Here is a 19,475-nt window from a genome sequence, read left to right as displayed (position 1 = left end):
ACGTCCATTCATTTCTGGCGCTTTTTCTATTGATTGCCTTGAAAGTATGATTTCTACCAGGGCAAAACCGTATCCAAAGGAGGATTTCACCCGTTATCGATAGTTATTTTGGATCGAAACATAAAATTAAATCAATTATACAAATGAACCAACCTGGTTTATCGTTGCTACCTAGATTTCTTCAACCCCAGCCTTAGTAAGGAAAACCCTATGTCTTTGATCAATACCCAAGTTAAGCCATTTTCTGCAACTGCTCTCCATCACGGCAAGTTCGTGCCGGTTACCCAGGAAACCCTGAAGGGCAAGTGGTCGGTATTCGTGTTCTACCCGGCTGACTTCACTTTCGTCTGCCCGACAGAATTGGAAGACCTGGCCGACAACTACGCTGAATTCCAGAAACTGGGCGTGGAAATCTACGGCGTGTCGACCGACACCCATTTCGCCCACAAGGCATGGCACGACACATCGGACGCGATCAAGAAAGTGAACTACCCGCTGGTCGGCGACCCAACCGCAACCCTGTCGCGCAACTTTGAAGTGCTGATCGAAGAAGAAGGCCTGGCGCTGCGCGGCACTTTCGTGATCAATCCGCAAGGCCTGATCAAGCTGTACGAAATCCACGACAACGGCATCGGCCGCGACGCTTCGGAACTGCTGCGCAAGGTCAAGGCAGCGCAATACGTCGCATCGCACCCAGGTGAAGTTTGCCCAGCCAAGTGGAAAGAAGGCGAAGCAACCTTGACACCATCGCTGGACCTGGTCGGCAAGATCTAATACCCGCAAGTATTTCACGGTCCGGGTCCCGAACAGGGTCCGGACCCGCAGTATCCCCCCAAGCAGTACCCCAATTTATCGTCACGAATGCAAGGAACCGCCATGCTGGATGCAAATCTCAAAACCCAATTGAAAAGCTATTTGGAAAAAATCGTGCAACCGATTGAGATCGTTGCGTCGCTGGACAACGGTGACAAGTCTCGTGAACTGCAATCGCTGCTGCAGGAAATCGCGACGCTGTCGGATCGCATCACGCTGATCGAGCGCAGCGACGACAACGAACGCAAGCCGTCTTTCTCCATCAACCGCCCAGGCGTCGATACCGGCATCCGCTTTGCCGCGATTCCGATGGGCCACGAATTCACTTCTCTGGTGCTGGCCCTGCTGCAGGTCGGCGGCCACCCGGTGAAACTGGACGAAGCCGTGATCGAGCAGATCCGCAACCTGGATGGCGATTATGTGTTTGAAACCTATATCTCCCTGTCTTGCCAGAACTGCCCGGAAGTAGTGCAAGCCTTGAACGTGATGGCGCTGATCAATCCGCGCATCCGCCAGGCCACCATCGACGGCGCGCTGTTCCAGGACGAAGTGGAAAAACGCGAAATCATGGCGGTGCCTACCACTTACCTCAACGGTGAAGTGTTCGGCCAGGGCCGCACCAGCGTCGAAGAAATCCTCGCCAAGCTCGATACCGGCGCCGGCGCCCGCAAGGCGGTCGAACTGAGCGCCAAGGCGCCTTACGACGTGCTGATCGTCGGCGGCGGTCCTGCCGGCGCGGCGGCTGCGATTTATGCAGCGCGCAAGGGCATCCGCACCGGCGTGGTGTCGGAGCGCTTCGGCGGCCAGGTGCTGGACACGCTGGCGATCGAAAACTTCGTTTCGGTGCAGGAAACCGAAGGACCGAAGTTCGCCACCGCGCTGGAGCAGCACGTCAAGAGCTACGAAGTCGACATCATGAACGTTCAGTTGGCCTCGGCGCTGGTGCCGGGCAAGCTGATCGAAATCAAGCTCGCCAACGGCGGCTCGCTCAAGAGCAAGACCGTGGTGCTGGCCACCGGCGCCCGCTGGCGCGAAATCAACGTGCCGGGCGAGCGCGAATATCGCAACCACGGGGTCGCCTACTGCCCGCACTGCGACGGCCCGCTGTTCAAAGGTAAACGCGTAGCGGTGATCGGCGGCGGCAACTCCGGCGTGGAAGCGGCGATCGACCTGGCTGGCCTGGTGTCGCATGTGACGCTGATCGAATTCGGCGACGAGCTGCGCGCCGACGCCGTGCTGCAACGCAAGCTGCACAGCCTGAAAAACGTCGCCGTGATCACTTCGGCGCAAACCACCGAAATCACCGGCGACAGCAAGAAGGTCAACGGCCTGGTCTACAAGGACCGCAAGACCGGCGCAGTGCACACGGTAGAGCTGGAAGGCGTGTTCGTGCAGATCGGCCTGGTGCCGAACACCGAATGGCTGAAGGGCACGATTGCCTTGTCGCGCCATGGCGAAATCGAAGTCGACGCCAAGGGCCAGACTTCGATCCCGGGCGTGTTCGCCGCCGGCGACGTCACTACCGTACCGTTCAAGCAGATCGTGATCGCGGTCGGCGAGGGCGCCAAGGCATCGCTGAGCGCATTCGACCACCTGATCCGCAGTTCGGTGTCGGATGAAGAAGATGTCGCCGCTGCAGCCGAAACTGTCGCTGCCTAAGAAGTAATCAACCTGCCGTAGCGTTTTGCGCCAGCCCGGTTCCGCGGCTGGCACAAAACGCTACGGCGGGCTCCTCTGCTCCCATGTCTGTTTGAAACGCAACGCGACAGCAATGCCGCGGGGCTTCCCCCTGCGCGACGCCTTTGTAAACTGTCCGAAAGCTTCGCGGTGCTAATATTGCCGGTCTCACTGTCCCGTTCCATGAATGTGTTCTCAAGAGGATTCCATGAATAGCCCAATACCTAAGCAAATCCCCGCCACGCTGATTCCCGGCGACGGCATCGGCCCTGAAGTAGTCGAAGCCACGGTCAAGGTACTGGAGGCGCTGGGGTCGCCGTTTTCCTGGGACATACAGCAGGCGGGCGTGGCCGGCGTCACCAGCGCCGGCGATCCGCTGCCGGCAGCCACGCTAGCCAGCATCCGCAAGAACAAGCTGGCCCTCAAGGGCCCGCTGACCACGCCGATAGGCGAGGGTTTCCGTTCCTCCAACGTGCGCCTGCGCGAAGAATTCCAGCTGTACGCCAATGTGCGGCCGGCGGTGACCATCGTGCCGGGCCGCTTTGAAGACATCGACATCGTGCTGGTGCGGGAAAACATCGGCGGCTTCTATGTCGCGCACGAGTACTACATCCCGGTCGGCGACGATCCGCGCGCGGTAGCGGTTTCCACCGGCATCAACACGCGCGAGGCCTGCAAGAAGATTGCGCGCTTCGCCTTTGAGTACGCGCTCAAGAACGGCCGCAAGAAAATCACCGTGGTGCACAAGGCCAACATCCTCAAGGCGCTCACTGGCATCTTCCTCGAAGCCGCGCGGGAAATCGCGCGCGAATATGAAGGCAAGGTACAGATGAACGACATGATCGTCGATGCCTGCGCCATGCAGCTGGTGCTCAATCCCTGGCAGTTCGACATGCTCCTGTGCACCAACCTGTTCGGCGACATCCTGTCCGACCAGATGGCCGGCCTGGTAGGCGGCCTGGGCATGGCCCCCGGCGCCAACATCGGCGACGACTGCGCGATCTTCGAAGCGGTGCATGGCTCGGCGCCGGACATCGCCGGCAAGGGCATCGCCAACCCGATTTCCCTGCTGCTGGCAGCGGGGCAGATGCTGGACCACGTCGGCCACAAGGACCTGGCGCTGCGCCTGCGCACCGCGATCACCGACACGCTCAACAAAGACCATGTGGCTACCGGCGACCTCAAGGGCAAGGCATCTACCCGCGAATTCACCGAAGCGATCATACGCAGGCTGCAGGCCGCCTGAATTGCAACATCCATCGAGCCCTGATCTTCCCTTCATCTGAAACCCGATCCTGCCGCCAGCATGCACTGCTGGTGCGCAGCATCCTGCGTATCGTCATCAGGCAGTAACAAACCCCCGCTAGACTCAACGCCGCTGATGCGCAACCTTGCCTATCCGGCCAAGGCGATGCGCTCAAATCAATCCTGGTGTGCAGATCAACTGAGCCAACTGAGGGACGATGATGGATTCAAGAGCGAGACGTAATTTCCTGCGCGCCGCAGCCGCAGCCGGCGCCACCTTCGCGCTTCCCGAAGCAATCCAGAAAGCGCTGGCCGTGCCCGCCAACAACCGCACCGGCACGATTGCAGATGTAGAGCACGTCGTCATCTTCATGCAGGAAAACCGCTCGTTCGACCATTACTTCGGCATGCTGGCCGGCGTGCGCGGCTACGGCGATCCGCGCGCCATTTCCCTGCCCGGCGGCAAGCCGGTCTGGTACCAGCCGACGCCGGCGGGCGCTTCCTACGTACTGCCGTATCACTTCGACGTCCAAGGCACCAACGCCACCAAGGTCGGCCTGAACCACAGCTGGAAAGGATCCGAAAACACCTGGAAGAACTGGGACGCCTGGATCGCAAAGAAGGGCGCCAAGACCATGGGCTACTTCGACCGCGGCGACCTGCCTTTCTACTACGCGCTGGCCGATGCCTTCACCATCTGCGACGCTTATCACTGTTCGATTTTCGGGCCGACCGATCCTAACCGCTTTTACGCCTTGTCCGGCACCGCCGGCGACAATATCACCGGGCTGAACCAGGGCAGCCTCTACAACGCCAACCCGATCTACAACGGCGATATCAACAACGACGACATCAGCCCCGCAACCATTGCCGGCGCGCCGGACTGGAAGACTTATGCAGAGGTGCTGGAAACCAACAACGTCAGCTGGAAGGCTTACCAGGAATTCGATAACTACGGCGATAACTACCTTGCCTACTTCAAGCAGTTCCGCGTCGAAAGCGACGGCAGCAGGTTAAAACCGACCTCGCCCCTGTATCTCAAAGGGCGGGCCTTGATCCCTGGCTCGACCGCAGGCAACACCGCCGGCACCAAGGGCGACCTGCTGGTCCAGGCATTCAAGCGCGACATCGACGGCGTCGACGGCAAGACGGCCTTGCCGCAGGTATCGTGGATCTTCGCTCCGTATGAATACTGCGAACATCCCGAAGCTTCGCCCAATGCCGGCGAGGATCTCTCATCGCGCCTGCTCGATGCGCTCGCCAGCAATCCCGAAGTCTGGTCGAAAACGGTTTTCCTGATCAACTACGACGAGAACGACGGCTTTTTCGATCATATGCCGTCCAACATCCCGCCGCTGAATGCCGACAAAGGCTTGACCACGCTGGCCGATCCGACCAGGGGCGAACTCTACGGCCAGGAATCGAAAGGCCTGGGGCCGCGCGTGCCGATGATGGTGATTTCGCCGTGGAGCAAAGGCGGGCGCGTCTGTTCCCAGCTGTTCGACCATACTTCGGTGCTGCGCTTCCTTGAGGAGTGGCTGGCGGCCGGCAAGGGCCTCGACAGGGAAAAAGTCAGCTGCGCGAACATCTCGCCGTGGCGCCGCGCAGTGTGCGGCGACCTGACGTCCGCGTTCGATTTCAAGAATCCCAACAAGGCATGGCCGCAGATCACGCCGGCGCCGCCTTATCACGAAGTGAATTCGCCGGTAGATGCAGTTCCGCCGGTACAACAAACGCTGCCGCTGCAAGAAACCGACCGCAGGCCGCGTCCCGCCTGCCCGCTGCCGTACCAGCTTAGTGTCGACGGCAAGATCGCGGCATCCTCGGGACATCGGGAACTGACGCTAAGGTTCGGCAACACCGGCCGCAGCGGCGCGGCGTTCATCGCCTACTCGAACCTGCGCACCGACGGGCCGTGGCATTACGCAGTCGAAGCGGGCAAGAGCCTGCCTGAAGCCAGTATCGGCAACTGGACAAGCAATGACTACGAACTGCGCGTGCACGGGCCAAACGGATTCTTCAGGGAAATGCGCGGCAGCTTCTTGAACGCAAACAACGGCTCGCCCGAGGTGCGCGCCCACGACGACTTTTTCCGCGCCGCGCTGATGCTGACACTATCCAACCAGGCCGGATCCAAACCTTGCACCTTCACCGTCACGCACAACTCCGGTCCGTTCGCCAAGGTGCCGGGACGCTATACGGTGGCTGCCGGACAGGCGCTGAGCATACCGATGCCGGTGTGGGCTGCCAAGGGCTGGTACGATTTCAGCGTGAAAGCAGATACCGACGCCAGCTTCTGGCGCCGGCTGGCAGGCCACGTGGAAAGTCCCTGGCCGGCATGGACCGATCCGCAGATCGGCGTCGTGGCGCCGTCAAGACTGTCGACATCAACGCCGATCGTGCGCCAGGGCGGCACGATCGTCTTCGACTACAGCACGCCGATCCAGAAACTGAACAGCCGCAACTGGATCGGCGTTTTCCCGTTAAGCAGCACGGTGCCCGACCAGGCAGGCTACAGAACCTACAGCGTGTACCAATACGCATCCTCGCTCAGCGGCCAGGTCACCCTGGATATCCGCAAGCTTGCGCCCGGCTCGTACAAAACCTGGTTCCTTGCCAACGACACCTATGCGGAACAACTGGCGGGGCCAATTGTTTTCACCGTGGTGGCCTGATCACCAGGAGAAGCTGCCGCTGCCCTGGATCGCCATTTTGCCGCCGTTGGCGGCGCTGGCGCCCACCGCCAGCTGCGTGTGCTGCGAAACGCTGGACGCAAAAGCCACCCCCAGCGCGCCGTAGCCGCCGTAGCTGGCGGTGCCGACTGCGATGCCGCTGCTGTCGCCGCGCGCCATATACACATGCGGGATGGCCATTGCCTGCGCCGTTGCGCGCGCAGCGTAACTCTTGCTCTGGTTCAGCGTATCCTGCGCCGCCGCCTTCATCTGGTTGAGGTTGACGGCGTCGGTGCCTTCGGTGCCCGCCGCGACATTGCTGACCTGGCGCTCGCCGCCGGCATAACCGACCGACACCGTATTGGCCCGCGCCGCAACCGAACCTTGTCCCAAGGCTACCGAATTGGAAGCGGAAGCCACTGCATTGGCGCCCAGCGCAACCGAATTGTTGCCGCTGGCGATCGCATTGTTGCCGACCGCCGTGGCCGGATCCGCAATCGCCTTGGCGCCGGCGCCGATTGCCACCGAGCCGGCAAAACTGGCGGTAGCGCCGGCGCCGACGGCAACCGTGTTGTCGCTATCGGCGCTGGCGTTGTTGCCTTGGGCGACAGCATTGGCGCCCTTGGCGCTGACGCCGTTGCCGCAGGCAATGCCGCCGCCGGCGCCGACACGGCAAGCGCCGCTGTTGAACAGGGACACCAGGGCCTTCTGCATGTCGGTCAGCTGGCCGACGTTGGCCGCATCGGTAGCCGCGGTGCCGGCGGCGACGTTATTGATCACCGTGCCGTTGCCGCCGTTGGCATTCAGCACCAGGGCGGTGCCGCCGCTGTTGTATTGGGGCGGGTTGCCGGCGGCGCCGTTGCTGCCGGTGGCGCCCGTACTGCCGGAACCGACCACCTGCTCCAGCTTGGTTGCGCGGTTGTCGATCACGCCCACTTGCGTATTGAGCGTGGTGAACGAAGAACGCATGCCGGTCATCCAGACATCGACGGTGGAGAAAGCATCGCCGACCTTGGAGGAAGCCACGCCCTGGATCACATAAGACGGCGCGACCAGGCCGCCGGCAGCGTTGATGGAAGCGTTGCCGCCCAGCGCCGACACCACCGCGCGGTATTGTCCAAGGTTGGTAGCGTCGGTATCCGCCGTGCCTGCCGCCAGGTTGGTGATCTGGCGCTGGAACGGCGCGGTGACGACGCCGGCGCCGTCGGTCACGCTTTGCGTGCTGCCTACCGATACGGTATTGGCGCGGTCGGCCACCGAATTGGCGCCGAGCGCCACGCTGTTGTCACTGTTGGTCCGGCTCAGCCGGCCCAGCGCGGTGCTGTTCTTGCCGTTGACCAGCGCCGACTCTCCTACCGCCGTGCCGTTGACGTCAAACACATTGGCGTTCGCTCCCAGTGCCGTGCTGCCGGTCTCGCCGGCAAAACTGTTGGCGCCGAAAGCCGATGCGTTGGCCTTGGCGGCCGCGGCGTAAGCTCCCACAGCGGTAGTGTTGTCGTCGCTGGCCAGGGCGCCTGTGCCCAAGGCCGTCGCCTGGGCGCCCGAGGCCAGGCTGCTGCTGCCGACAGACACGGCGTCGACGCCCGTGGCCTTGGCGTCATCGGTGCCGTCGTTCAAGCCTTTAGCCTGAAAGTACGCAGGTACAACCTGTGCGCCGGCCTCTACCGGCAGCCAGCCCAGCGCAGCAATGCACACGCTCATTTGCAACAGCGCAAAACCAGGCACGCCGTCTCTTCCACATTTGCGGTTATTCATCATCGGAAATTCCCAAGGCTAGAGTAAAGGACGGTAGGAGTCAGTGCCAGGCTGCGAACTGCGCGTCGGCCTTGCTGCCGACCAGGCACATCTTCAGGCTCTGCGCCTGCGCCGGCTTGAACAGCTTGGCTTCCAGCCGCGATTGCACGTAGCGGCCGGTGCAGTCGCGATAGTCGCCGACGGTGGCCGAGGTCTTGGCGCACAGCTTGAGGTTGGTCAAGGCGTTGGCGCCGGGGATCAGGCCGCCCGCGGAGGAGATCGGCACATTGGTGGCGCAATCGAGCAGGCTCAGCGGGCCGCGGTTGACGCTCCAGCCGATATCCATGAACAGCGCCGGCGTCAGGTCGAGGTCGGCCTGGGCGATCACGGTGGCGCTGGCGCTAGGCGCCATCAAGGCGGTAGGCACCGTCAACTGGTCGAAATGCGAAATGGTCGACCCCGGCAAGAATCCCGGCGGTGCGTAGAGCTTGACGCGCCGCACGGCCTGGCCGTTGGCGTCCACGCCATCCGCCAGCACGGCAGCCAGGTGGCGGTCCGCATAGGGTCCGATGCCTGCCGCGGCCAGTCCTTGCAGGTTGGCCTTGAGCTGGTTGCCCAGCGCCTGCGTCACCAGCACGGTCGGGATGGTGATCTGCGCCGCTACGTTGGCGTCGCCGGCGGCCATCGGCGCCAGCGCGTCAGGCTTGTTGCTGGCGATGACCACCGCTACCGCGCCGGCTTGCTGGGCATTGAGCGTCTTCTGCGAGAAATTGCAGACGCCGCGGTCGATCAGGGCGATGCGGCCGGCGAGCGCCGCGCCGTTGGTGACCGGCAGGCAGCCGTCGGTATGGATGACGTTGCCGGCGTCGGTATAGGTCGCTTGCACCAGGCTGCCGGTAAACGCCGCGCTGCTGGCGGGCGAACCGAAATCCGCGGTGGCGAACGGGTTATAACCTGCCGCCGCGGCCGGCGCCGAGATGTGCAGGGCGATTTCGGGCTGCAGCTTGACCGGCACTTCCGTCGTCACCTGCGGCCCGGTCCATACCAGGTTGTCGCTGATGCGGGCGGCGGCGCGCTGGGCGTCGCTCATCGCATTCCAGTCGAGTCCGCCGGCGCTGCGCATGTAGCGGTTGTAGATCCGGCTCGGGTCTGCCGCGGCGCGCACAGTGGAATTGTCGCCGGTAAAACCCAGACCGTGGCCGATTTCGTGGGTGACCACGTCGAGGAAATTGGTTTGTCCCTTCGGCGTGCGGCCGTCCAGCCCGTAATACCAGCCCTGGCCGGCGCCGCCGATATCGATGTCGGTGGTGAACTGCGACTGGATATCGTCTTTTCCCGGATTGTTCTGGGCGCCGCGCAGGGCATTGGCCAGCGCAGCGTTGTACCAGGTATTGGCCAGCGGAGCATTGGCGAAATCGCGATAGCTGCTGATCGGACCGGCCTGGCCCAGGATATTGTTGCCGGCGGCATTCTGGCCGAGCGAAGCGAACGACGCTTGCACTCGCACCGGCACCGCGCTGTTGAGCAGCGCGCCATACATTTCGAGCGCAAACTGATAGACCAGGCGGCGTTGTTCGCCCAGGGTTTTGCCCGGATTGCCGCCCACCGGCGCTGCCGCGGTAAGGTCATTCAAGCCAGCCCCGGGCGCATCCTGGTTGACCAGGACAAAATCAGCGGCGTGCGCCATCGGCATACCGGCAAGGAGGACGACAAGTCCGGCACTGCAAGCGAGGTTTCTCATCAGCGCACCTCGTTTTTCTTCTCAGGCGCTACCGTGTCGTTGGAGTGCTGCACGACGACACGGCCGTCCGCTCCTTTCACCGCGACCAGCGGCGAAGGCGCGGTTTCCACCAGCTCGACACCGTCGCCGGCGCGTTTGGCCTGGTTCTGGGTTGCCGGACCTGCCTTGGGAGCGTTGGCCGGGGCGGCAGGCTGGCCTGCCGCCGCTGCTGATGCTGCTGCGAGAGCCAGCGACAAGACGAACAAACCGCTACATGTGTACCTGGTATGCATATTCATTGCCGAGATTCCTTTATGAGGCCTTGCTTGTTCCTGCGGGAACGGTAGGTGATACCGGTTCTTACGGATGGATCTCGTACCAAACCGCGCATCACGGCGACGAGACTCTTTCTCTGATTCTCATTTGGGTTGCCACGCAAGATAAAAAAAAGGGCCATGGACCGGCAAATTATTTATACATAAATGCTTTCCTCTACAATCGCGGTACAAACATCACCGCATGGAAACCTGAAAACCACACCGATGAAACAGCCCTCCACAGTCATCCTCCAGGCCACCGGCCTGGTTTTCCACTATCCCGAGCGGGAATTGTTCAGCGATTGGTCGGCCGCCATTCCTGCCGGCGTGACGCTGGTGCGCGGCGGCGACGGGCGGGGCAAGAGCAGCCTGCTGCGCTTGCTGGCCGGGGCGCTGCCGGCCCAGGCCGGCAGCTTGTTTATCGATGGGGTATCCCTGGCCGGACAGCCGGAGCGCTACCGGCGGCAGGTATTCTGGATGGATCCGCGCTCGGAAGAATTCGACCAGATGACGGCGCATGAATATTTCGCATCGCTGCACGCGGCATATCCGGGGTTTGACGAAACGCAGCTGCCCAGCCTGGCTGAAGGCTTGTCGTTGACACCGCACCTGGACAAGAAGCTGTTCATGCTGTCCACCGGCAGCAAACGGAAAGTCTGGCTGGCGGCGGCGTTTGCCGCCGGCGCCCGGCTCAACCTGCTGGACGATCCGTTTGCCGGGCTGGACAAGGCGTCCATCAACTTTGTCGTCAAGACGCTCAACCAGGCCGCGGCCGATCCGGCGCAAGCCTGGGTAATAGCGCTTTACGAAGCGCCGGAGGGAGTGCCGCTGGCAGCGTTGATAGATTTAGGGGATTGAAAACAAATCCCTAAACCTGCGGCGCCATGCCCAGCTGTTCGGCAGCAAGCTCCGCCAGCATCATGGTCGCTACGTGGGTGTTGACCGCCGTCACCTCCGGGATCACCGAAGCGTCGACCACCATCAGCCGCTCGACGCCCCATACCCTGAAACGCGCGTCCACCACGCTGTTGTCAGGACTGCCGCCGGCCGAACAGGTGCTGACATAGTGGAAACCGGCGCCGCCGTTTTGCGCGATGAACGCCAGTTTTTCGCTGCGCGTATTCAGCACGGACGGGGTGTTCAGTCCCGCCGAGAACGGTTTGAGGGCGCGGCTGTTGCCGATGTCGATGGCGCGCTCCAGGCCGAGGATCATGTTGTCCTGGTCGACCCGTTCCTGCAGGTAGCGCGGATCGATGCGCAACGCCTTGCGCGGATCCGTGCTGACCAGCTTGGCCGTGCCCCGGCTGCGCGGTTTGGCAAGGAAGGGCGCAATGCTGAAACCGGCGCCAACCGGCAAGGCATTGGTCAGGAACGGGCTCTGCAGGCACATTACCTGGACATCCGGCGCCCACAGGCGCGACCGGTTGCTGAAGTAGGCGAACGCGGAAGCGCCGTTCGAGACCGGCGGCGGCAAGGCTGCCTGCGACTTGAACAGGATATTCAGCAGCAGGATATGGTCTTGCAGGTTTTTCCCGACATGGGGCATCTCATGCAGCAGCGGGATGCCAAGCGGTGCAAGCTGGTCGGCGCAGCCGACTCCCGACAGCATCAGCAATTTCGGCGATTCGAAAGCACCTGCGCAAAGGATGGTTTGCCGCGTGGCCGTAATTTTCTTCGGCACGCCGTCAACGATGGCGTTGATGCCGTGGCATCTGTCTCCCTGCAGCTCCAGCCTGGTCACCAGCGTGTCTGACAGCACGGTCAGGTTCGAACGCGTCAGCGCCGGCACCAGGTAGGCTTGCGCCGGCCCCGAGCGGCGGCCGTCCGCGGTCGCATTCACTTCCGCGACACCGATGCCGTCCAGCAAACCGCCCGCATTCAGTTCGATTTCGCCCAGGCCGAATTCACGTCCGGCGGCAAGGTAAGCCGGCGTCAGCGGATGCTGCGGCGCATAGCGGCCGAAGGTGATCGGGCCGGTGCCGGCCGGCGAGCGCAAGGGGCGTGCGTTCGGCAGCGGCGTCGCCAGCCGCAGGTAGGCGCGATGCAGCGCCGGCAGGTTCCATTCCGGACCGACTTGTTCCGCCCAGTGCAGGTAATCGCGGACATCGCCGCGCAGCCAGATCATGGCGTTGATGCTGCCGGATCCGCCCCAGATTTTTCCTCCCGACGCCGCCTGCCGGCGATTGCCCAGGCCCGGCTCCGGGATGCTGGTGCGTCCCCAGTCGGTATCGCTGAACAGGTTCTGCTGCCACAGCTGGGCCTGCGTAATCTTCGGCTGGCCGATGTCGGCGCCGCCTGCTTCGACCAGCAGCACCGAAGCGCCGCTGGCCGAAATGCGGTTAGCCAGTATGCATCCCGAGGAACCGGCGCCGACGATAATATAGTCATACTCGTCACGCAACGCCGCGCGCTGGGCGGCCTGGTTGCGATTGGCGGCCTCGGCATGCATCGCCAGCAAACTGGCCGAACTGGCGCTGACGCCGAGCGCAAGCAAGTGCGCAAGAAAATCGCGGCGGCCGATCCTGCCGCTGAGCGCTGCGCGCTCCAGTTCGTCGATCTTCGATCCTGTGCTCATGTCGTGATCCATTGAATCTCCCGTTGATGCCAAACCGGCAGGAAACTATAGGTATTAAGCGCAGCTGTGTATGTTGCGTCGGCGGCCAATTTTATTGCTGGCGGAGACAATCGATACCCGACAAGATCTATGCCGCGCGATTGTCCCGGGCAGCAATAAAATTGGCCGCCCGCGCAACATACATGGACCGCTTAAGTACCTATAGTCACTCCGAAGGTTTGACTGACCGTACAACCTCGCCAGTCAGCGACCACACAAAGGAGCAATGAATTGAATATCAAAGGTTCTGTAGTTTTTGTGACCGGCGCCAACCGCGGCCTCGGCCTGGCGTTCGTGCACGGCTTGCTGGCCGCCGGCGCCAGGAAGGTGTATGCCGGCGCGCGCGATCCGGCAACGATCTCGATACCGGGCGTGCAGACCATCAAGCTCGACATCACCAATCCGGACGACGTACTGGCTGCGGCGACGATCGCCGCGGACACCAATATACTCATCAATAACGCAGGCATCCTGGCGCCAGGCGCTTTCCTCGGCGAGAACGGCGTCGCAGCCAGCCGCCGGCAGCTGGAAACCAATTTCTTCGGCACCCTGGCCATGGCCCAGGCATTTGCGCCGATCCTGCACGAGAACGGCGGCGGCGCCATGGTCAACGTGCTGTCGGTGCTGAGCTGGCTCAGCCTGCCGCCGATCGGATCATATTGCGCCTCGAAGGCCGCCGCATGGGCGCTGACCAACGGCCTGCGCAACGAGTTGCGGGGCAACCGCACATTGGTGGTCGCCGTGCATGCGGCTTATATCGACACCGACATGGCCAAGCACGTCGAAGGCCCGAAAACCAGCCCGGAAGAGGTAGTCCGGCAAACGCTGGAAGCCATCGAACTCGGCCGCGAAGAAGTCCTGAGCGACGACATCACGAAAAAGGTAAAACTGGAATTGAACGCCGAACTTCCCGTCTACGTGCGGGAATGGGGTCAATAAAGCCACCGCAAGCTCTCTCAACCAAAGCCTCGCATTCACAACACCGAGGCCGTTGCGAAACAAAACCGCCGCCGTTTGCCTACCGGCCGTACTGCACTTGCCGTACGGCCCGGGACCGGCACGCCTGCGCATTCAGTTTCGCAGCTGCCGCGCCACAAAAAACTTGGAAAGCGCACTATGCTGATTCGAAATTCCTGGTATGTCGCCGCACTGTCGTCTGAAATCAAGACCGAATTGTTCGCTCGCAAAATCCTGAACGAAAACATCGTCATGTACCGCACCTCGGACGGTACGCTGGCGGTGCTCGAGGACCGCTGTCCGCACCGCCAGGTGCCGCTGTCGAAAGGCCGGCTCCAGGGCGACACGCTGGTCTGCTGGTATCACGGCCTGCAGTTCGACGCCAAGGGCAAGTGCATCCATATCCCCAGCCAGCAGCTGATTCCTCAGCGCGCCTGCGTCAAGACGTATCCGGCCGCCGAAAAATACGGCTTCGTGTGGCTGTGGATGGGCGAACCCGCGCTCTCCGACGAGGCGCTGATTCCCGATCACTCGGTATGCAGCTCGGCGCAGTTCGCCGGTGAAATGTGCTACACCCACGTGCTGACGGATTACCGCCTGGCGATCGACAACCTGCTCGACCTGACCCATATCAATTACGTGCATACGGAAACCATCAGTTCGATAGCGGTGGCCGAAACGCCGCCCGCTATCACCGTGAGCGAGCGCGAAGTGCGCGTGAGCCGGGTGCTGCGCAAGGAAAAGAATTCGCCGCTGCTCAAGAAAATGATGGGGCTCGACTATATCGACCGCACCCAGGAAGTGATTTTCTGGCCGGTCGGGAACACACGCGTCGAAACCACCGCGCGCGCGCCCGGCGAAGCGGACGGCATCGCGCTGCGCCTGTTCACTACGTCGATTTTCACGCCTGAAACGGTCGACAGCAGCCATATCTGGGTCGGCATGCATCGCGACTTTGCGCTCGACAACCAGCCGCTGACGCAGATGATCCTGCAAGAAGTGGTCAAGACCGTGCTCGAGGACAAGGACGTCACCGAACACCTGCAGCAGAACTGGAAACAGAGCGCGCCCATCGTCCACCTCGCGGTCGACCAGGCCGCCGCGGCTGCGCGCCGCATGCTGGCCGACCTGCGGCTGCAGGAGGCAGGCGTGCGCGAGCGGGGCATCGTTGAATTCGACTTGCGCAACGCGACGCCCGTAGATAGCAGGATGGGCGAAGCCGGCGTCGAAGTCGTCTAGCTATTGCGGCAGGGCAGGCTTGCCGGGTATCGACAGTTCGTTCGGTAATCCGGCGTCGATATGGCAAGGAGCGCATGGCTCCGCTCCGCGCCATATGAATAATGTGCACATCGATATACGTGCGACAGTGCGCTGCAGCAAATTGTCTCGCGCAGCAATCAAATTGGCCGCCGCCGCAACAGACACGGCACAACGTAATCCATATAGTCGTCTCGTAGATCGAGCGGCCGTGTGCAACGGCGCAACGCCGGCCTGCCCTCGCCGCGCAGCGTTTTCCCGGCAATCAAATAACGGAGTATCGAATGACATCCAGCTTGAGCATGAGCGAAGCGGCATTGTTGGTTCAGGAACTGGCCGCGCAGGATATCGACATGGACGCGATCCTGCGCCGGCGCGCCGCGGCCACGCCGGACGAGGTCGCTCTGCGTTTCCTGAAAAACGGCGAGGACGACATCGTTGAATTGACCTATCGTCAACTCGACTTGCGCGCCGCCCGCCTGGCCCGCCAGCTCAAGCAGCAGCTGACGCCGGGCGCGCGGGTGCTGCTGGTGCTGGAGCCGGGCCTGAACTACGTCACGGCGCTGTTCGCCATTTTCAAGGCCGGCGCCACTGCGGTGCCGTCGTTTCCGCCGGTCGGAACCCGCGCCGTATCGCGCTTCGCCAGCATCTGCAACGATTGCAATGCGCAGCTGGTGATCGCCGAAGGCAGCTTGCAGGCGTCGGTCGACCGCCTCAATGCTTCGCTCTCCGCCGAAGGAAACGTTCCTGAATGGCTGTTTGTCGGCAGCGATTTTTTTGAAACGCAGGATACGCAGCACATACCCGCACAGGTGGACGCTGCTGCGCGCAGCGGCGAACAGTTCCCGGCGCTGCTGCAATACACTTCCGGCTCCACCGGCAATCCCAAGGGCGTGATCCTGTCCGCCGCCAACCTGATCAGCAACAGCCGCGTGCTCGACATCCGGCTGGGGTCGGCAGAAAAACATATCGGCTTTACCTGGCTGCCGCCCTACCACGACATGGGCCTGATGGGTGCGCTGCTGCTGTCTATCTACAGCGGATTCACGCTGGTGGTGATGACTCCGGCCCACTTCGTGCAGCGCCCGCTGCGCTGGCTGAAAGGCTTGTCGACGCACCATGTCACCACTTCGGTGGCGCCCAATTTCGCACTCGACCTGTGCGTCGATACGATTACCGATGAAGAAATCGCCGAGCTCGATTTGAGCAGGCTGAAGATGCTGTTTTGCGGCGCCGAACCGGTGCGGCAAGCCACGCTTGACCGCTTCACGGAAAAATTCAAAGCGGCCGGATTCTCCAGCGCGGCGTTTGTGCCGTGTTATGGCCTGGCCGAAGCCACCCTGTTCATTTCAGGCAAATCGGACCGTGACGCCACGCCCCGGACGCTGCTGCTGGACCAGGAATCGCTGGCCTGCGGCCTGGCTCGCCCAGCCAGCGCAGACGCGCCTGCCGCCGCGGTGATCAGCTGCGGCACGGTGGCCAGCGGCCACGTCATGGCCGTGGTCGATCCCGATACCCGGCAACAGCTGCCGCCGGGCGCGGTCGGCGAACTCTGGTTCAAGGGCGCCAGCGTGGCGCAGGGATATCTGAACCAGGCCGAAGCCAGCGCCGAAGTATTCAATGCCTTTATTGCCGGCGATCCGCAGGACGGCCCCTACCTGCGCACCGGCGATCTCGGCTTCGTGCTCGACGACGAGCTGTATATCACCGGCCGCATCAAGGATGTCATCATCTTCGCCGGCCGCAATCTCTATCCGCAAGACATCGAGGCCGCAGCCCAGGCCAGCCATCCGGCGATCCGCACCAACGGCGTGGCGGCGTTCTCTGTGACCCGGGACGACGCGGAGCAGCTGGTGGTGGTGGCCGAGATCCTGCGTTCAGCCAAGCTCAGCGGCGAAGACCTGGAAAACGTCGAAGACGCGATTGCCGCCGCCATCACCCGCAGCCACGGCGTGGCGCCGCACACCGTGCACCTGGCGCCGGTGTCGACGATTCCGTTGACCACCAGCGGCAAGGTGCGCCGCAGCGCCTGCCGCGACGCCTTCAATGCCGGTGCGCTGGCGCACGCCAAGGCTCGTCCCGCGCCATCGGCAGCGGTAACCGAAACCGACAGCACCACACTTTTCCAACAGGGGTAAGCAGTGACCAATACCAAAACTCCGGCAGCCACCGCCTCTGGCGAGAAAGTGCAAGCGCTCAGGGATGGCGACACCAAGGCGCGCAGGCTGGCTTACCTGACGGTGCTGACGCCTGCCGTCGGTTTCGTCGCCGCACTCTGGTATTCGATCCAGTTCGGCTTCAAGCAGCAAGACATGGTGCTGCTCGGCGTCATGTATTTCCTGACTTCGTTCGGCGTCGAGGGCGGATTGCACCGCTTCTTTTCGCATCGCGCCTTCAAGGCCGGCCCCGTGGTGACTGCCGCCATCGGCATCCTCGGCTGCATGGCGGCGCAAGGCCCGATCCTGTTCTGGGCGGCGACGCACCGCATGCACCACGTCTTCACCGACCAGGACGGCGACCCGCATTCGCCGCGGGTGCTGTCGCCCGGCCTGCGCGGGCGCATCAAGGCGTTGTGGCACGGTCACGTGGGCTGGCTGTTTACCGTCAAGCGCAGCAACTGGAGCACTTACGTGCCAGACCTGTTCGGCAGCAAGCTGGTGCTGTTCGTCAACCAGCACTACCTGATCTGGGTATTCCTCGGCCTGGCGATACCGACCGCGGCCGGCGCTGCGCTGAGCGGCGTCGAAGGCGCAGTGGGCGGCCTGCTGTGGGGCGGCCTGGCCCGCATCTTCCTGCTGGACCAGGTAACGTGGGCGGTCAATTCGATCGGCCATACCTTCGGCAAGCGGCCTAACCAGACCAGGGACACCAGCGGCAACATCGGCTGGCTGGCGCTGGTGTCCGCCGGCGGCGGCTGGCACAACAACCACCACGCCAATCCGGCGCTGGCGCACAACGATTTCCATTTCTGGCAGATCGACATCACGGCCTGGGTGATCCGCTTCCTGGGCCTGGTCGGCCTGGCGTGGGATATCCGGCAACGCCAGAGCGCCGATCCGCTGGACCAGAAACTTTTCAATAACGATTAACGTCGGGAAAACGCCATGACTACGCAAACCAATGTCTTACCTCCCAAGCCGGCGAGCGCCGCCGGCCCCGCACTGAGGCCGGGTGTCGCGCCGCTGACCGGCACCGGCGCCACCATCAAGCAGGTCACCGCGCTGGTGGTCATGCTGGTGCCGCTGGCCGGCTTCGCGGTGGCGCTGCAGCGCGCGCTGGAAGGGCGCATGTCGACCACCGACGTGGTGCTGTTCGGCGTCTTCTATTTCCTCCACATGGGCGGCATTACGATGGGCTTCCATCGCTACCTGGCGCACAAGACATTCAGCACCTCGCCTTTTTTCGAAGGGCTGCTGCTGATCAGCGGTTCGATGGCGGCGCAGGGACCGATCATGTTCTGGGTCACCACCCACCGCCGCCACCACACCTACAGCGACCAGCACGGCGATCCGCATTCGCCCAACCTGCACGGACCGGGTCTGCTTGGCCGCCTGCGCGGCATCTGGTATGCGCACATGCCATGGATGCTGGCCAGGGACGTGTCGGGCTGGAATTTCTTTGCGCCGGATATCCTCGCCAACCGCAAGCTGTTCTTCTACCACCGCACCTACGGCCTCTGGATCGTGCTCGGCCTGGCGCTGCCGGCGGCCATCGGCGGCGCGGTCGGCGGCAGCTGGGACGCGGCTTTCAGCGGTTTCCTGTTCGGCGGGCTGGCGCGGATTTTCCTGGCCAACCAGGCTGCCTGGTGTGTCGGCTCGGTGTGCCACATGATCGGCGGCAAGCCGTTCAAGACCGACGACAACAGCGCCAACAACTGGACCGTCGCCATCCTCACCTTCGGCGAAGGCTTGCAGAACAATCACCATGCATTCCCGGGATCGTACCGCCATGGCGTGAAATGGTGGGAGCCGGACCTGAGCGGCTGGCTGCTGGCCGGGCTGGGAAAAATCGGCGTGGTCTGGAACCTGCGCTCGCCTGACGAAAAGGCAGTTGAAAAAATGCGGATGCGCGCCCGCTGAACGCTGCAAGATTCAAACACACACTTAGTTCACATTCATCCCAGGAGAAATCATGTCTCAAGAAAACAAATCGGGCGGCCTGTTCGGCTTCTTCCGCAAAAGCGGAGAGGAAGTTGAAAGCAATGAGCCCTTAAGCGAAGAAGTGATCCGCCAGTGGCTGGTCAAGCGCCTGGCCAAGCAGGTGAAGGTCGACCCGAGCGCGATCGACACCGCCAAGAAGTTCGAGCTGTACGGCCTCGATTCGATTGTCGCGGTGCGGGTTTCCGGCGACCTCGAAAAACTGGTCGAGCAGCGCCTGTCGCCGGCGCTGCTGTTCGAACACCCAAGCATCGACGAGCTGAGCGCTCACCTGGCCACCGAACTCGGGCTCAACGCCATCGCATAATCTGG

At 62.7% G+C, this 19,475-nt stretch carries 15 protein-coding genes; 11 read left to right on the top strand and 4 right to left on the bottom strand.

Annotated features, from left to right (window positions below; translation table 11 throughout):
- Window positions 1–210 precede the first annotated feature (210 nt).
- The 4 genes from ahpC (at window position 211) to BM062_RS09145 (ending at window position 6,410) form a co-directional block, all read left to right on the top strand.
- On the top strand, window positions 211–774 hold the full coding sequence (gene ahpC / locus BM062_RS09160; protein ID WP_092396014.1) for an alkyl hydroperoxide reductase subunit C: 564 nt from the start codon (window positions 211–213) through the stop codon (window positions 772–774).
- Between the two features lie 102 nt (window positions 775–876).
- Complete coding sequence (ahpF, locus tag BM062_RS09155) at window positions 877–2,472, top strand: alkyl hydroperoxide reductase subunit F (RefSeq protein WP_092396013.1); 1,596 nt, start codon at window positions 877–879, stop codon at window positions 2,470–2,472.
- A gap of 226 nt (window positions 2,473–2,698) precedes the next feature.
- Window positions 2,699–3,736, top strand: coding sequence for an isocitrate/isopropylmalate dehydrogenase family protein (locus BM062_RS09150; protein WP_092396011.1), 1,038 nt, complete (start codon window positions 2,699–2,701; stop codon window positions 3,734–3,736).
- Between the two features lie 217 nt (window positions 3,737–3,953).
- Entirely contained in the window at window positions 3,954–6,410 is a 2,457-nt protein-coding gene (locus BM062_RS09145) for a phosphocholine-specific phospholipase C (protein WP_092396009.1), read from the top strand.
- On the opposite strand, the gene BM062_RS09140 is transcribed toward BM062_RS09145, so the two are convergent.
- From BM062_RS09140 to BM062_RS09130, 3 genes are all read right to left on the bottom strand, one after another.
- Complete coding sequence (locus tag BM062_RS09140) at window positions 6,411–8,108, bottom strand: YadA family autotransporter adhesin (RefSeq protein WP_175500940.1); 1,698 nt, start codon at window positions 8,106–8,108, stop codon at window positions 6,411–6,413.
- Between the two features lie 94 nt (window positions 8,109–8,202).
- Window positions 8,203–9,828, bottom strand: coding sequence for a PA domain-containing protein (locus tag BM062_RS26180; protein ID WP_175500939.1), 1,626 nt, complete (start codon window positions 9,826–9,828; stop codon window positions 8,203–8,205).
- Window positions 9,829–9,881: 53 nt separating this feature from the next.
- Window positions 9,882–10,160, bottom strand: a complete 279-nt coding sequence (locus BM062_RS09130) for a hypothetical protein (RefSeq protein WP_139220018.1) — start codon at window positions 10,158–10,160, stop codon at window positions 9,882–9,884.
- A 243-nt stretch (window positions 10,161–10,403) separates the two neighbouring features.
- On the opposite strand from BM062_RS09130, the gene BM062_RS09125 reads away from it, so the two are divergent.
- The gene (locus BM062_RS09125) at window positions 10,404–11,036 is read left to right on the top strand and encodes an ABC transporter ATP-binding protein (RefSeq protein WP_092396001.1); all 633 of its coding nucleotides are present in this window, start codon (window positions 10,404–10,406) and stop codon (window positions 11,034–11,036) included.
- Between the two features lie 10 nt (window positions 11,037–11,046).
- Here the strand turns inward: BM062_RS09125 and BM062_RS09120 are convergent, their stop codons facing one another.
- Window positions 11,047–12,753, bottom strand: coding sequence for a GMC family oxidoreductase (locus tag BM062_RS09120; RefSeq protein ID WP_175500938.1), 1,707 nt, complete (start codon window positions 12,751–12,753; stop codon window positions 11,047–11,049).
- Window positions 12,754–13,023: 270 nt separating this feature from the next.
- Here BM062_RS09120 and BM062_RS09115 point away from each other — a divergent pair, with 270 nt between their 5' ends.
- The 6 genes from BM062_RS09115 (at window position 13,024) to BM062_RS09090 (ending at window position 19,470) form a co-directional block, all read left to right on the top strand.
- On the top strand, window positions 13,024–13,731 hold the full coding sequence (locus BM062_RS09115) for an SDR family oxidoreductase (RefSeq protein ID WP_092395997.1): 708 nt from the start codon (window positions 13,024–13,026) through the stop codon (window positions 13,729–13,731).
- Between the two features lie 177 nt (window positions 13,732–13,908).
- Window positions 13,909–14,988, top strand: a complete 1,080-nt coding sequence (locus BM062_RS09110; protein WP_092395995.1) for an aromatic ring-hydroxylating dioxygenase subunit alpha — start codon at window positions 13,909–13,911, stop codon at window positions 14,986–14,988.
- 302 nt (window positions 14,989–15,290) lie between these two features.
- Window positions 15,291–17,144 carry a fatty acyl-AMP ligase gene (locus BM062_RS09105; protein WP_092395993.1) on the top strand — a complete coding sequence of 618 codons (1,854 nt, stop codon included), beginning with the start codon at window positions 15,291–15,293 and terminating at the stop codon, window positions 17,142–17,144.
- Window positions 17,145–17,147: 3 nt separating this feature from the next.
- On the top strand, window positions 17,148–18,095 hold the full coding sequence (locus BM062_RS09100) for an acyl-CoA desaturase (protein ID WP_092395991.1): 948 nt from the start codon (window positions 17,148–17,150) through the stop codon (window positions 18,093–18,095).
- A 15-nt stretch (window positions 18,096–18,110) separates the two neighbouring features.
- Entirely contained in the window at window positions 18,111–19,085 is a 975-nt protein-coding gene (locus BM062_RS09095; RefSeq protein ID WP_092395989.1) for an acyl-CoA desaturase, read from the top strand.
- Between the two features lie 52 nt (window positions 19,086–19,137).
- Window positions 19,138–19,470 (top strand): acyl carrier protein, encoded by a 333-nt coding sequence (locus tag BM062_RS09090; protein WP_092395987.1) that lies wholly within the window; start codon window positions 19,138–19,140, stop codon window positions 19,468–19,470.
- Window positions 19,471–19,475: the final 5 nt, after the last annotated feature.

Origin of the sequence: Collimonas sp. OK412 (assembly GCF_900112135.1) — a bacterium.
Classification (GTDB): domain Bacteria; phylum Pseudomonadota; class Gammaproteobacteria; order Burkholderiales; family Burkholderiaceae_D; genus Collimonas; species Collimonas rhizosphaerae.
This window is presented reverse-complemented; position numbering and strand designations above follow the sequence as displayed.

Bases quoted from the DNA above. Each gene is read 5' to 3' on its own strand.
- ahpC (WP_092396014.1), top strand. From the start codon at position 211: ATGTCTTTGATCAATACCCAAGTTAAGCCATTTTCTGCAACTGCTCTC.
- ahpF (WP_092396013.1), top strand. From the start codon at position 877: ATGCTGGATGCAAATCTCAAAACCCAATTGAAAAGCTATTTGGAAAAA.
- BM062_RS09150 (WP_092396011.1), top strand. From the start codon at position 2,699: ATGAATAGCCCAATACCTAAGCAAATCCCCGCCACGCTGATTCCCGGC.
- BM062_RS09145 (WP_092396009.1), top strand. From the start codon at position 3,954: ATGATGGATTCAAGAGCGAGACGTAATTTCCTGCGCGCCGCAGCCGCA.
- BM062_RS09140 (WP_175500940.1), bottom strand. From the start codon at position 8,108: ATGAGCGTGTGCATTGCTGCGCTGGGCTGGCTGCCGGTAGAGGCCGGC.
- BM062_RS26180 (WP_175500939.1), bottom strand. From the start codon at position 9,828: ATGGCGCACGCCGCTGATTTTGTCCTGGTCAACCAGGATGCGCCCGGG.
- BM062_RS09130 (WP_139220018.1), bottom strand. From the start codon at position 10,160: ATGAATATGCATACCAGGTACACATGTAGCGGTTTGTTCGTCTTGTCG.
- BM062_RS09125 (WP_092396001.1), top strand. From the start codon at position 10,404: ATGAAACAGCCCTCCACAGTCATCCTCCAGGCCACCGGCCTGGTTTTC.
- BM062_RS09120 (WP_175500938.1), bottom strand. From the start codon at position 12,753: ATGAGCACAGGATCGAAGATCGACGAACTGGAGCGCGCAGCGCTCAGC.
- BM062_RS09110 (WP_092395995.1), top strand. From the start codon at position 13,909: ATGCTGATTCGAAATTCCTGGTATGTCGCCGCACTGTCGTCTGAAATC.
- BM062_RS09105 (WP_092395993.1), top strand. From the start codon at position 15,291: ATGACATCCAGCTTGAGCATGAGCGAAGCGGCATTGTTGGTTCAGGAA.
- BM062_RS09095 (WP_092395989.1), top strand. From the start codon at position 18,111: ATGACTACGCAAACCAATGTCTTACCTCCCAAGCCGGCGAGCGCCGCC.
- BM062_RS09090 (WP_092395987.1), top strand. From the start codon at position 19,138: ATGTCTCAAGAAAACAAATCGGGCGGCCTGTTCGGCTTCTTCCGCAAA.